This window comes from Blautia sp. MSJ-19 (assembly GCF_018918125.1).
GTDB lineage: Bacteria > Bacillota > Clostridia > Lachnospirales > Lachnospiraceae > Blautia_A.
The window spans coordinates 87,412-100,432 of sequence record NZ_JAHLQA010000035.1 but is presented as its reverse complement, the minus strand read 5'-3'; the positions used below and the strand labels follow the sequence as shown (position 1 = coordinate 100,432).

The window sequence follows — 13,021 nt, the reverse complement described above, 5'->3', positions numbered from 1 at the left end:
GTCATTTCGCAGCCACCTCCGGTTTCTTTGAGAGTTTACGTTCTGCTGTAAAGCATACGATGATGAAGATCATGGACGGAACGATGAAATTGCTGCTTCCGAAGATCAGAAGGCAGACAGCGGAGCAGATCAGCCCTACCAGTGCAGGACGATGGTCTTTGGCTTCTTCCCACTGGTTCAGAAACATTACAACAAACAGGGCGGTCATGACAAACTCGATTCCTGTTGTATCGAAGTGGACCACATATCCGAGAAGTGCTCCCGCTGTAGCAGCAGATACCCAGTAGATCTGGTTCAGCAGATTGACAAAGAACATGAACCATCCCCTGTCTACATCATCCGGCGGCGTTACTGTACAGTTGACGGTGAAAGATTCATCGCACATGCCGAAGATCAGGTAGAACTTTTTCCAGCCGGTATTTTTGTACTTATCCAGCATGGAAAGTCCGTAAAATAAATGTCTGGCGTTTACCATCAGTGCCAGAAAGAAAGCTGCGATCGGACTGAATGCCGACAGCAGAAGGTTGGCTGTCACGAATTCCATGGAGCCCGCAAAGATAAACATACTCATAAAGAATGGATACCACACGGAAAATCCCTTGCTTTGCATCATAAATCCGTAGGACATTCCCAGGAAAAGGAAACCGATACCGATAGGGATCGTGTATGGAAATGCGGCTTTAAATGCTTTTTTCTTCATTGGTTAAAAACTCCTTGACTTTTAGAATGAATATGTATATATTTTATATATAAAATTTTTATATATAATTATTTTACATATTATTTATGGAGGTGATCGGATGTATTATCCCGTATCAGCGTTACTTATAGAGTTTCTGATCCTGTCCGTGGTAGAATCACAGGATTCCTACGGATATGAGATCAGCCAGACCGTCAAGATCGTGGCTGATATCAAAGAATCCACTCTATATCCCATCCTGAAGAAACTCGAGAAAAACGGTTATCTCACAACCTATTCTCAGGAATTTCAGGGACGTAAACGCAAGTATTATTCTATCACCGATTCCGGCAAAGAACAACTGGTGCATCTTCACAAAGAATGGGTTTCTTACAGAGATACGATTGACGGAATCATTGAAGGGAGGATCAGAAATTGACCAGAGAAGAATATATGGCGAAATTGCAGAAATATCTTCGTAAACTTCCAAAGCAGGATTATGAAGATGCAATTGAATATTTTAATGAATATTTCAGTGACACGGATGAAGAAGGCCAGCAGAAACTGATGGAGGAACTGGGAACTCCGAAGGAAGCGGCTGCGGATCTGATGTGTAATCTTCTGGATAGAAAGTTACAGGAACAGGACACAGATATTGAGGAGAAAAAGGGTAAAAAAGGAATTATCACGCTCTCGGTTCTTGCAATCCTGTCAACGCCTGTGACAGTGCCGCTTTTTATCGCACTGCTTGCAGTGCTCTTTGCAGTCGCAATCTGTGTTGTCAGCGTGATAATCAGTGATTTTATTGCTGCATTTGGTGTGTTACTGATTGGTGGTAAACTGTTGCTGAGAGGACTTGTTTCCTTCCCGTATTCGTTATCAGGCGCGTTGACTATCACAGGATGCGGACTCCTTGGAATCGGATGTGCGATCCTTCTGTATATCCTCGGAATCTATCTTTGTAAATGGACAGGCATGCTTCTTGTCAAGCTGGCCCAGGTATTAGCCGGAAAGAGAGGTAAGAATCATGAAAAAAACAAATAAGCGTTTACTGGCAGCCGGTGGCATCTTTTGTGCAGTGGGTATTCTGTTCTTTGGTGTTGGTGTTGCATCAGGCGGCAGAAATTATATAAAATCAGCAGACCTGAACAGAATCAGCGGGACTGCAACGATGGATTCAAGCGACAGTCATGCGATCTTGAGCAAGACAAAGATCGATGCGTTTTCTGCCGTGAATATCGATCTTCGGAATCTGGATCTGGACGTGAAAGAATCGGATGATGATAATTTCTATATAGCCTATAATATTGAAACAAATGACGGAATGCTTCCGCTTTCCTATCAGGTTCAGGGAAATACACTGAATATTGTGGAGAAAAAAGGACATGAGTCATATTCGTATATCCATATTGATGTTAACTTTCTTCAGGAAATGCTCGGCCAGAGCCATGTGATTGAGAATTCAAATAAAGTAACGGTGTATATTCCGAAGAAAACCGACTTAAGTGGTTTTTCCTGTAAGATGGGATATGGAGATCTGGATATGGAGTCTTTGGTAGTAAAGAAAGCAGTGATCTCCTGTTCAGATGGTGATGTGAAGATGAAAGACAGTACATTGAATTCTCTTGAGATGGAAATGGAACTCGGAGATCTGCATCTCAAAAATATTTCTGTCACAAACAGTCAGATTACACTGGATGACGGAGATGTAAAAGCCGAAAATACTGTATTCCAGGGCAAAAACAAAATCACATGCAGTCTGGGAGACATCAAACTTAGTATCCCGAAAGAAGTGGTTGAGGGTCTTTCTATAGAGGCAGAGGCAAGTGATATCGATATCCCGGAAACTCTTGGAAAAGTAATGACAGATGAGGACGATGAGCAGGTACTCACCACAGAAAATAAACCACAGGATTCCCTGGAACTTAAGAGTGAGGATGGGGATATTAAGATTACTGCTGAGAAATAATATTGGAAATTGTTATTGAAAATTATGGTTTTATAGCATATAATATGCTTAACAAGGGAGCTGGAAGGTGAGTGCAGGTCACCCAATCCGGCGAAATAAGATTAGTAAAAAATAGCTGTCATCTCGCCAAAGATTAGGACGGCTATTTTTTATGTGCATATGTAAGTATAGCTATAATTAAATTAGCAGTAGTTAAAATAATCATAAATGTCTCGTAATCGCTCATAAACTTCACCTCCTCCGTAAAGGTGTCCGGATTAGGAGAAGAGCACGTCCCCCAGCTGCCTAGGTAAGTATATTAAATTACGAAAAGTATAGCACATACAGTTCTCAATGTTTGTCGAAAATAGTCGACAGATAGCAGGGGGCTGTGAGATAATTTTATTTCAGAAATAACTGGAAATCTGTTATAATGAGAAAAGATAAGGAGAATATTATGCAAATCGATGAAGTTATAGCAGAAATTACACAAAGATGCAGAAACTATGGCGCACAGAAAATAATCCTGTTTGGGTCCAGAGCAAAAGGTACCGCAACAGAACGCAGTGATATTGATATTGCAGTGTCAGGCGTGGCATCATGTGATATTTTTGAACTGGAGGAAGCTCTGGAAGATATTCCAACATTGTATACGATTGATCTTGTTGATCTTGATACCTGTAAAAATCAGTTATTACTGGAGGATATTAAACAATATGGACGAGAAATTTATAAGAAGATTTGAGTCATTTCAAAACTCCCTGGATTCGCTGGCAGAAGCCAGAGAGCGCGACTTATCAGATTCGTTTGTACTCAGTGGAACCAGTGCAAAATTCAGTATTACGTTTGATCTGGCATGGAAGGTTATGAAAGACATTCTGGTACAATATTATGCAATTACCGGATTTGTTACAGGTTCTCCCAGAGAAGTACTGAAACAGTCTTTTCAGGCGAAGCTGATCACAGGTGATGAGTGGATTGATATGCTGAAAATACGAAATCAACTTGCACATGATTATGATGGTGTGATTGTGAAAGAGCATTGCCAGACAATCATTCATCTGTATATTGATAAATTATATGATTTTAAAACAGTAGTTGAAGAACTATTAGGAGAAAATATTTAAAATAAGGAGGAACATCAACATGAATTTTCAGTTTGCACACTACAACTACAACGTTATGGATCTGGACAAGTCCATCAAATTTTATGAGGAGGCACTTGGCCTTAAGGAAGTGAGACGTAAAGAAGCCGAGGACGGAAGTTTTATTCTGGCATATCTTGGTGATGGCAAGACCGGATTTGAACTGGAGCTTACCTGGCTGAGAGACTGGGAAAAGGATCATTATGATCTGGGTGACAATGAGATCCATCTTGCATTTACCACAGACGATATGGAAGCATCTCACAAGAAACACGAAGAAATGGGCTGCATCTGCTTCGAAAACCCGGCAATGGGAATTTATTTCATTAATGATCCGGATGGATACTGGCTGGAGATCGTACCGGAGAAAATGTAAATAAATCGTAACTGTTCAGTAGCTTCACAGTTACAATAAATCTCACATCAGCACACATGCCACATACGCAAGCGTATTCGGGCCATAATAGTATTTCAGGTTATTCTTCTGACATACTTCCGATACCAGCATACCGCATGCTTCCATCGAAGAAATCCTTTTTCGCGGGAAGCGGCAGGGTGTATCCGGGTAGGTGCAGGTTTTGCAGAGCATGCAGCAGCCGGTTCCGAGTGGCAGGAAAGGAAAATGCGAGGCGTGGAGTTTTTCGAGGAACGCAAGGAAATGTTCCTGGTGAAGATTCTGCGCCTTCATCATGCCATCCCAGTCAAATTCATCTTCTAATTTTGTGACAGTCTGTACAAGAATTCCCTCTTTATAACAATAAATACTTCCGCGAAGCTGTTCCAGAGTTCCACATCCGGGAGGACAGCTCCAACGCTTGGCATACTGCTGGCATCCCTGGGCACACATGTCCCGGACATCCTGTTTTAATTCGATGGTTGCAGTATCCAGCGGTGCTGTATGAGTAAATCCTGATTCTAAAGCCAGGCTTTTAAGTTCTTCGTAATTCATTTCTATTCTTCTCCAAACATTAAATGATCAATATAACAGTCCTGAAATTCCGGACAGGATGCCAGCTCCAGAAATTCTGTTTTGGCAGCAAGAAACTGGCTGTAAGCAAATTCATGGCGATTTAAGGCACAGAGCTTTGCACCTTCTCCGGCGGCGTTTCCAATCGTTTCAATGCGATCAAGAAGCACAGGAGGTATCATACCGATCCGGCATGCAGAGACTGGGTTCATGTAATTTCCAAAAGCTCCGGCAAGATATACTTTACGGATATCTCCTACAGATACCTGCATCCGTTTGGCGAGAAGTTCAATACCGGAGCGGATGGCAGATTTGGCAAATTGAACTTCGGAAATATCTTTCTGGGTCAGAGTGACCGCAGAAGTACCGATTCGATATTCTGGAGCCTGCATCAGACCGGCTTCACTTAAGAATCCAGTATCCAGAAGGGCGGCGGTCAGATCCAGCAGTCCGGATCCGCACAATCCCCTGATCTCAGCATTTCCGATGGTATGATAAAAAACTTCTTCATTTTTTACAGAAACGTGATCGATGGCTCCGGAAATTCCCCGCATGCCGCAAGAGATTCTGGCTCCTTCAAAAGCCGGCCCGGCAGCAGTGGAACAGGCAATCTGACGGTGGCGGTCCCCCAGGACCATTTCCCCATTTGTACCAATGTCGATCATAAGAGTCAATTCATCAAGCTGGTCAAAATGAACAGAAGTCATACATGCTACGGTATCGGCACCGACAAAACCAGCTATATTGGGAAGGATACGGATACGTCCCTCCGGATGAAGAGGAAGCAGCGGGGCGGCAGGAATCTCCATGGTGTTGGAAACCTTTGGCATATAGGGCGGCACGGTCAGCGGCAAAGGATCGATACCAAGAAAAAGATGATGCATGGCAGTGTTACCGACAACACAGGCGAGAGTGATCTCAGCCGGAGAGATACCTGCTCTGGCAGATACAACATCCGCAAGTTCTGAAAGTGTGCGAACGATACAGTCCTGAAGTTCAGAAGTTTTGTTACGCATAACATATTCGATACGAGAGATCACATCGGCACCGTAAGCAGTCTGAGGATTCAGGATACTTTCTTCAGTAAGTTTCTCACCGGAGATACCGTCCAGAAGATAACAGACAACAGTTGTGGTTCCGATATCGTATGCAAGGAGATATCTGTCACGGCCATCGGGCTGTACGGAAACAGAAGTGCCATGTTTCAGGATCTGCATGTCAGATTTTTCAGGAATACGGACTGTGATATTGTCCCGGATCACAGTCTGGCAAGCCAGAGATTTCCTGCCATTTATATAAACGATGCATTTACCACATTTTCCATTGCCGCCGCAGGGAGCATCCGGGGCCAGTGCGTTTTTCTGAAGAATCCGAAGCAGATTTTCTCCCTCGCAGGCCTGGAGAATTTGCTGAGATGGTAAAACTGTAACGGAGTATGTTTTCATTTTGATGCTTCCCTTCTGCCGGAGTTTCTGAAATTCCGGATGACTTTTTTCTTACAGTCAATATAGCATTGCAAAGAATGAAATACAATATATAGAGAGAACAGGTGTAACAAAACATAAAATCACAGTAAGATAGTATATACGAATCGGAAAATAACAGACGCAGACTCTCTGTTCTTTGATATAGAATAGCATTAACAGATAAGGATTTTGCGGAAAAAACTTATCGGAGGAAAAGCAAAAATTATAGCAAAAGCTATAAGCAGGAGGGAACGAAATGATTATAATAGGAGAGAAACTGAACGGATCTATTCCGTCAGTTGCCAAGGCAATCGCTGAGAAGGACGCGGACCTGATCAGAGAGAGAGCCAGAATGCAGGCAGAAGCGGGTGCCACATTTCTGGACGTATGTGCGTCTGTAGAAGAGGACGTAGAAGTAGAAACACTGAAATGGATGATCGATCTTGTACAGGAAGTAACAGATACACCGATCTGCGTAGACAGCCCGAGTGCAAAATCCTGCGTAGCAGCGATTCCATTCTGCAAGAGACCAGGTCTTATCAACTCTGTATCTCTTGAAGGTGATAAAATTGATACCATTTTCCCGGTAATCGCAGACACAGACTGGGAATGTGTAGCACTTCTGTGTGATAATGATGGTATTCCGGATTCCGTAGAGCGACGTATGAAAATTTTCTTCGGAATTATGGAAAAAGCAAAACAGTACGGCATTGCACCAAGCCGTTTACATATTGACCCACTGGTTGTAACTTTAGGAACAGATCAGACTGCATTAACTGTATTTGCAGACTGTTGCAGAAGAATTAAATACGAATATCCGGACATCCACATCACAAGTGGACTTTCCAATATTTCTTTCGGTCTGCCTACAAGAAAAAATATCAACCAGGCATTTATGGTACTGGCTATGAATGCCGGTATGGACAGTGCGATCGTTGACCCGACCAACAAGAACATGATCGGTATGATCTATGCGACAAATGCACTGTTAGAGCGTGATGAATACTGCCTGCAGTATATTGAGAAATTCGGAAACAAAGCTGCTGAAGAAGTACAGCCGGCACCGGCTTCTCCACTCGATGAGAAGATGCAGAAAGTTTTCAAATTAACTCAGGATGGTAAGAATAAAGAAATCGGACAGGCTGTTCAGGAAGCACTTGATGCAGGCTGTGATCCGACTGCTATCTTAAATGATGCAATGATCGGAGCTATGGCCGTCGTAGGTGATAACTTCAAGAAAGAGATTATCTTTGTTCCACAGATGCTTGCAGCAGCACGTGCTATGAAAGCCGGCGTGGATGTACTGAAACCATATCTTGCAACAGGTGAAGCAGGAAGCGCAGGAACTATTATCCTTGGTACTGTAGCAGGTGACCTTCACGATATCGGTAAAAACCTTGTAGGCATGATGTTTGAGAGTGCCGGATTCGAAGTTATCGACCTTGGTGTTGATGTACCGATACAGACATTCATTGATGAGGTAAATGCACACAAAGAAGCAAGTATCGTAGCTCTTTCTGCTCTTCTTACAACAACCATGCCGTCTCTGAGAGATACCGTTGCAGCACTTCTGAAACAGCCGTTCCGTAACCGTATCAAGATCATGGTTGGTGGTGCTCCGATCAGTCAGGAATTTGCAGATGAGATCGGTGCAGATGCTTATACAGAAGATGCAGCTTCCGCAGCAGAGCAGGCTAAGAAATATGCGGAATCCGGGTTCTGTGCAAAAGCAGCAGCCGGTGAATTTGATGATCTTCCGGTAGAAGGTGCAGAACCGGTACAGGAGGAAGTCAAAGAAGAAGCTCCAAAAGCAGAAGAAAAAGTTTCTGAAACACCTAAATTTGAAAAAGGCTCTGTAGATTTAAGCAAGATCCAGCTTCCGAAACCGGGAGAAGGATACAAGCTTAACTGGGAAGCAACCAAAGAAAAATTTGCAAATTACTGGCAGCACAAAAACACCGGAAGACCGCTGATGTGCGTCATTGCAAGAAGACCGGAAGTAGAGCAGTATTCAGACGGAACCCCTGTTGAAGGTGGTTATCTGGATCAGATCTGCCAGGGTAAATATTACAACATGCCGGAAGAGCTGAAATGGAAAGACATGGAAGACAAATACCAGAATGCACAGAGGATCGTAGACCGTTATCGTTATTTCTGTGATACACATGCATTCCTTGGAGAAAGTTTCCCGAACCTGAACATCGACTTTGGACCAGGATCTGTAGCATCTTACCTCGGATCTGAGATTGGATTCAAAGAAGATACCGTATGGTTCAACAAATGTCTGGATAGCTGGGAAGGCGTGCCGAAACTGGAATTCGATCCGGAGAACAAATGGTTCAAGAAACACATCCAGCTTGCAAAAGACTGTAAGGAACTGGCAGGAGACGATTTTGTTGTAGATATGCCTGACCTTATGGAAAATATCGACGTACTTGCTTCTCTCCGCGGCGCACAGGATATCCTGTTTGACCTGTTGGATGAGCCGGATATGATCGGTGAGAGAATTCAGGAAGTAACGGATATTTACTATGAATACTATGATCGTTTCTATGATATCATCAAAGACGAAGAAGGTGGAAATGCTTACACGGTGTTCCAGATCTGGGGACCTGGAAGAACTGTAAAATTACAGTGCGACTTCTCCGCAATGATGTCACCGGAAGACTTCAGAAAATACATTCAGCCATCCTTACGTGAGCAGAGTGAAAAAGTAGACCATGTCCTGTATCATCTTGATGGACCGGCTGCGATCAAACACATGGATGCACTGATGGAAATTGATGGAATTGACGCTCTGCAGTGGACAAGCGGAGATGCAGGCCCGGACGGAACACTTCCGGACTGGGATGTGATCTACGACAAAGCAATTGCAGCAGGAAAATCCATCTGGGTAAAAGTTTACTCAGGAGAGTTCGAAGACTGGATCAAGAATGTAGACCGTATCGTTAAGAAATATGGTTCTCACAGCTTATTCCTTCTGTTCCCGGAAATGTCTCTGGAGCAGGCTGCATATCTTCTTGACTATGCAGATAAGAACTGGAGCGATGTAAAAGGAACTTATGTAGAGTCCCTGGGCAGATAAATCGTTACGGTGAACAGTTATATAAAATCTTATATTAATACGTTGAATCCCAAATTCAAATAAACGGAAGCCGTCAGGTAATGTCACGACCTGGCGGCTTCTTTTATCATGCAAGAGGCTGGTTTGCGAACAAAAATGAAATCTGCTATACTGTCTGTATTACAGGGCAGAGATAAAAAGACATCTGTCATCTGTATATTGGACAGGAGGCAGATCATGAGACTTGAACGAGACAATATTCCACTTGATAAAGAGTTCCCTTTTCAGATTGCGGAGGTGCGTCTGACGCCGGAGAACAGTAAGCCGGGAACCTGGCACTGGCACAGTTATTTTGAAATCACCTGTGTGCTGGAGGGTAAGGGAAATTATTTTGTCAATGGACAGGAATACACGATGGAAAAAGATGATGTGATCATTTTTAATAATGTAGAGCCTCATGGATGGAATCTGATCGGGGATGACATGAAACTGCTCGTAATGATTTTTTCTCCGGAATTTGTGGCAGAGAAGATCAGTGTGTTTGATACCAGATACCTGAAACCATTTGTAGAACGTGGAAGTAATTTTAAGAACCGTATCGGCAGAGAAGATGAGATCAATCCGGAAATCCGTGCCGGTATTCAGGAAATTTATAAAGAATGGCAGGGACGCAAAGAAGGATATCAGCTGATGATCAAGGCCAATGTCCTTCGTATTCTGACTATGCTGATCCGCACTTATCAGGACGAATCAAAATCAGATGAGATGCTGAAAGAAAAGAAAAATGCCATGAAACGTCTGGAGCAGGCATTTGCATATATAGATGCACATTACTGTGAGAGAATTACGCTGGAGGATGTGGCTGCATCGGTATATATGAGTTCGAATTATTTTTCTTCATATTTTCGAAAGGTCACAAATATAAGTTTCAGCGATTATGTGACCAGAATGCGCATCAACCATGCAAGAGAATTATTGCGGGAGGGCAGGTTGAATGTGACAGACATTGCGATGGAATGTGGATTTAATAATATTTCCAATTTCTATCGACTTTACAAAAAACACGTTGGAAAAACCCCAAAAGATGAAAAGAGTAAAAATAGTTAAAAATCAGAATCAGATATGTCATAGACCATAAAAGGACTGTCATGTTAGGATAAAAAGATCAAGTTGCTGTGAACGGAGTGAACAGTAACAATGTTATCCTGGCATGACATTTTTTTGTGCAACATTATCAGGGGTGAAAATGTTACACAAACAACAGCAGGAGAGCTTATATAAAGGAGATTGGGGAAATGAAAAGAACGGAAAGATATGTAGAAACTTCTGCAGCAGGTATGAAATATCGCCTGATACCGATGACAGATGAAATCATCCGCTGCGTGATCGCAAAAGATGAAGTAAAAACAGAGCAGGAATCTCTGATTATCGAGAAAAAAGAGTATCCGCAGGTTCCATTTGAAGCAGCAGAAGCAGACGGGGCAGTTACAGTAAAAACATCCGCAGTGCAGGCAGAATTGAATCTCAAAACAGGAGGGATCACCTGGAAACATGCAGATGGAAGTGTGTGGCTGGAGCAGAACAAAGCGGATCTCACCAGGATTGATGTCGTACACTATAATACAGGCGGCGAAAAACCAATCATCAACCGTGTAAAGACAGTAGACGGTGAAAGAAACTTTATCCAGAACCTCAAAGCAGAAAAAGTCAGAGACGGATACCGTGCAAGAGTTTTCTTCGACTGGAAAGAAGACGAAGAGATCCATGGACTTGGACAGGCAGAAGAAGGTATCTACAACTACCGTGAACATACACAGTATCTGTATCAGCACAATATGCGTATCCCGATGCCGATGTTCGTATCTACCGAGGGATATGGAGTCCTGTTTGACTGCTGTTCATTGATGACTTTTAACGATGAGGGTAGAGAATCTTATCTGTTTCTGGATACGGTAGACCAGATCGATTATTATTTCCTCGGTGGAAATACAATGGATGGGATCATTCATGACTACCGTTATCTGACCGGTAAAGCACAGATGCTGCCGAAGTGGGCATATGGTTATATCCAGTCCAAAGAGCAGTATTACACAGCAAAAGAACTGGCTGAGATCGTGCGTCATTACAGAGAGATTGGTGTTCCGATCGACTGTGTCGTTCAGGACTGGAATACCTGGGAACCAGGCAACTGGGGCGAAAAGATCTTGGACAAAGAACGCTACGGTGACAACAAAGAATGTATGGAAGAGATCAACAAAATGCATGCACACAGTATGGTTTCTGTATGGCCGAACATGAATGCGGGCGGCAAAAATCATCAGGAATTTTTTGACGCAGGATATCTTCTTTATGATTATGCAACGTATAATGCTTTTGATGAAAAAGCCCGTGAAATGTACTGGAAACAGGCAAAAGAAGGACTTTTTGATGAAGGATTCGAATCCTGGTGGTGCGATTCCACAGAGCCTTTCTCCGGTCCTGACTGGAATGGTGGCGTGAAGAGAGAGCCATGGGAGCGATATGAACTGGTCGGTGGCGAGCACAAGAAATATCTGGATCCGGCTGTTGCCAATGCATTTGCACTGATGCATGCAAAGGGCATTTATGAAAATCAGAGAAAAGACACCGAGGACAAACGTGTCCTCAACCTGACCCGTTCCGGTTATGCATCCGGACAGAAATATGCGGCAATGCTGTGGTCCGGCGATACCTGTGCTTCCTGGGACAACTTCAAGATCCAGATCGTAGAAGGACTGAATATGGGACTGAGTGGTTATCCGTACTGGACACTGGATATCGGTGCATTCTTTACGGTAGCTGATAAATGGCAGAATCGTGGCTGTGGCTGCAATACAGATCCGGAACCGAAGTGGTTCTGGCAGGGCAAATATAATGAAGGCGTGAAGGACAAAGGATACTGCGAGCTTTATACCAGATGGCTTGAGATGGGAACTTTCCTTCCGATGTTCCGTTCTCACGGAACAGATACTCCGAGAGAGATCTGGAACTTCGGTGACAAAGGAACGATGTTCTATGATGCAATTGAGAAATCTATTAAGCTGAGATACCATCTGATGCCATATATCTATTCTCTTGCAGGAGCTGTTCACTTCAATGATTATACGATCATGAGAAGCCTTCTGTTTGATTTCCCGCAGGATAAGACTGCAAGAAAGATTGAAAATGAGTTTATGTTCGGACCATCATTTCTGATCTGTGCAGTTACAGAGCCAATGTATTACGGACCGGAAAGCACAGAACTTGACCGTGAAAAAACATGGGACTGCTATCTTCCACAGGGAGCTGACTGGTATGATTACTGGACCGGAAAGAAATATGAAGGTGGTCAGTATGTAACCGTAGATGCTCCGATCGATCAGATGCCGATTTTTGTAAAAGCAGGAAGCATTCTTCCGGTTGCAGACGGACTTACTTATGCATCTCAGAAACCGGAAGGACCGGTGAAACTGATGGTTTACCCGGGAGCAGATGCAGAGTTTGCTCTTTATGAAGATGAGGGAAATAACTATAACTTTGAGAAGGGTGCATACGCAATCACGAAATTGATATGGAATGATCAGAAGGGTGAACTGACTGTGGAGGAAAGACAGGGAAGCTTTGAAGGTATGGAAGAAGCTGTTTATGAAACGGTTGTGATTGGACAGTAAAGAAAAATAAAAGACAGTAGTTGGATAACTGTATTTAAGATTTGAAATGAAAAATATAACGCCTGAACTTACAGGAATTCCCTG

General features: G+C 43.2%; 12 protein-coding genes. 9 read left to right on the top strand and 3 right to left on the bottom strand.

Annotated elements, in window-relative coordinates; all coding sequences use genetic code 11:
- Position 1: 1 nt before the first annotated feature.
- Entirely contained in the window at positions 2-700 is a 699-nt protein-coding gene (locus tag KQI91_RS12700) for an AzlC family ABC transporter permease (RefSeq protein ID WP_216393147.1), read from the bottom strand.
- Between the two features lie 100 nt (positions 701-800).
- Between KQI91_RS12700 and KQI91_RS12695 the strand changes: the two genes are divergently transcribed.
- The 6 genes from KQI91_RS12695 (at position 801) to KQI91_RS12670 (ending at position 4,148) form a co-directional block, all read left to right on the top strand.
- On the top strand, positions 801-1,118 hold the full coding sequence (locus KQI91_RS12695) for a PadR family transcriptional regulator (protein ID WP_216393146.1): 318 nt from the start codon (positions 801-803) through the stop codon (positions 1,116-1,118).
- Positions 1,115-1,723 carry a DUF1700 domain-containing protein gene (locus KQI91_RS12690; RefSeq protein ID WP_253288586.1) on the top strand — a complete coding sequence of 203 codons (609 nt, stop codon included), beginning with the start codon at positions 1,115-1,117 and terminating at the stop codon, positions 1,721-1,723. The genes KQI91_RS12695 and KQI91_RS12690 overlap by 4 nt, the downstream gene beginning before the upstream one ends.
- The gene (locus tag KQI91_RS12685; RefSeq protein WP_216393145.1) at positions 1,707-2,648 is read left to right on the top strand and encodes a DUF4097 family beta strand repeat-containing protein; all 942 of its coding nucleotides are present in this window, start codon (positions 1,707-1,709) and stop codon (positions 2,646-2,648) included. Before KQI91_RS12690 ends, KQI91_RS12685 begins: the two co-directional genes overlap by 17 nt.
- A gap of 436 nt (positions 2,649-3,084) precedes the next feature.
- A complete protein-coding gene (locus tag KQI91_RS12680) occupies positions 3,085-3,372 on the top strand; it encodes a nucleotidyltransferase family protein (RefSeq protein ID WP_216393144.1) in 288 nt (95 codons plus the stop codon).
- Positions 3,344-3,754 carry an HI0074 family nucleotidyltransferase substrate-binding subunit gene (locus tag KQI91_RS12675; protein WP_216393143.1) on the top strand — a complete coding sequence of 137 codons (411 nt, stop codon included), beginning with the start codon at positions 3,344-3,346 and terminating at the stop codon, positions 3,752-3,754. Before KQI91_RS12680 ends, KQI91_RS12675 begins: the two co-directional genes overlap by 29 nt.
- Positions 3,755-3,773: 19 nt before the next feature.
- Complete coding sequence (locus tag KQI91_RS12670; RefSeq protein WP_216393142.1) at positions 3,774-4,148, top strand: VOC family protein; 375 nt, start codon at positions 3,774-3,776, stop codon at positions 4,146-4,148.
- A 42-nt stretch (positions 4,149-4,190) separates the two neighbouring features.
- Here KQI91_RS12670 and KQI91_RS12665 read toward each other — a convergent pair whose 3' ends face one another.
- Both KQI91_RS12665 and KQI91_RS16315 read right to left on the bottom strand, forming a co-directional pair.
- Positions 4,191-4,721, bottom strand: coding sequence for a DUF2284 domain-containing protein (locus tag KQI91_RS12665; RefSeq protein ID WP_216393141.1), 531 nt, complete (start codon positions 4,719-4,721; stop codon positions 4,191-4,193).
- A gap of 2 nt (positions 4,722-4,723) precedes the next feature.
- The gene (locus KQI91_RS16315; protein WP_330654572.1) at positions 4,724-6,190 is read right to left on the bottom strand and encodes an ASKHA domain-containing protein; all 1,467 of its coding nucleotides are present in this window, start codon (positions 6,188-6,190) and stop codon (positions 4,724-4,726) included.
- 271 nt (positions 6,191-6,461) lie between these two features.
- Here KQI91_RS16315 and KQI91_RS16140 point away from each other — a divergent pair, with 271 nt between their 5' ends.
- The 3 genes from KQI91_RS16140 (at position 6,462) to KQI91_RS12635 (ending at position 12,937) form a co-directional block, all read left to right on the top strand.
- Complete coding sequence (locus tag KQI91_RS16140) at positions 6,462-9,290, top strand: cobalamin-dependent protein (protein ID WP_330654570.1); 2,829 nt, start codon at positions 6,462-6,464, stop codon at positions 9,288-9,290.
- A gap of 216 nt (positions 9,291-9,506) precedes the next feature.
- Positions 9,507-10,376 carry an AraC family transcriptional regulator gene (locus KQI91_RS12640; protein ID WP_216393139.1) on the top strand — a complete coding sequence of 290 codons (870 nt, stop codon included), beginning with the start codon at positions 9,507-9,509 and terminating at the stop codon, positions 10,374-10,376.
- Positions 10,377-10,564: 188 nt separating this feature from the next.
- Positions 10,565-12,937 (top strand): glycoside hydrolase family 31 protein, encoded by a 2,373-nt coding sequence (locus tag KQI91_RS12635; protein ID WP_216393138.1) that lies wholly within the window; start codon positions 10,565-10,567, stop codon positions 12,935-12,937.
- Positions 12,938-13,021: the final 84 nt, after the last annotated feature.

Coding starts and splice junctions, on each gene's coding strand:
- KQI91_RS12700 (WP_216393147.1), bottom strand. CDS start 700: ATGAAGAAAAAAGCATTTAAAGCCGCATTTCCATACACGATCCCTATC.
- KQI91_RS12695 (WP_216393146.1), top strand. CDS start 801: ATGTATTATCCCGTATCAGCGTTACTTATAGAGTTTCTGATCCTGTCC.
- KQI91_RS12685 (WP_216393145.1), top strand. CDS start 1,707: ATGAAAAAAACAAATAAGCGTTTACTGGCAGCCGGTGGCATCTTTTGT.
- KQI91_RS12680 (WP_216393144.1), top strand. CDS start 3,085: ATGCAAATCGATGAAGTTATAGCAGAAATTACACAAAGATGCAGAAAC.
- KQI91_RS12675 (WP_216393143.1), top strand. CDS start 3,344: ATGGACGAGAAATTTATAAGAAGATTTGAGTCATTTCAAAACTCCCTG.
- KQI91_RS12670 (WP_216393142.1), top strand. CDS start 3,774: ATGAATTTTCAGTTTGCACACTACAACTACAACGTTATGGATCTGGAC.
- KQI91_RS12665 (WP_216393141.1), bottom strand. CDS start 4,721: ATGAATTACGAAGAACTTAAAAGCCTGGCTTTAGAATCAGGATTTACT.
- KQI91_RS16140 (WP_330654570.1), top strand. CDS start 6,462: ATGATTATAATAGGAGAGAAACTGAACGGATCTATTCCGTCAGTTGCC.
- KQI91_RS12640 (WP_216393139.1), top strand. CDS start 9,507: ATGAGACTTGAACGAGACAATATTCCACTTGATAAAGAGTTCCCTTTT.
- KQI91_RS12635 (WP_216393138.1), top strand. CDS start 10,565: ATGAAAAGAACGGAAAGATATGTAGAAACTTCTGCAGCAGGTATGAAA.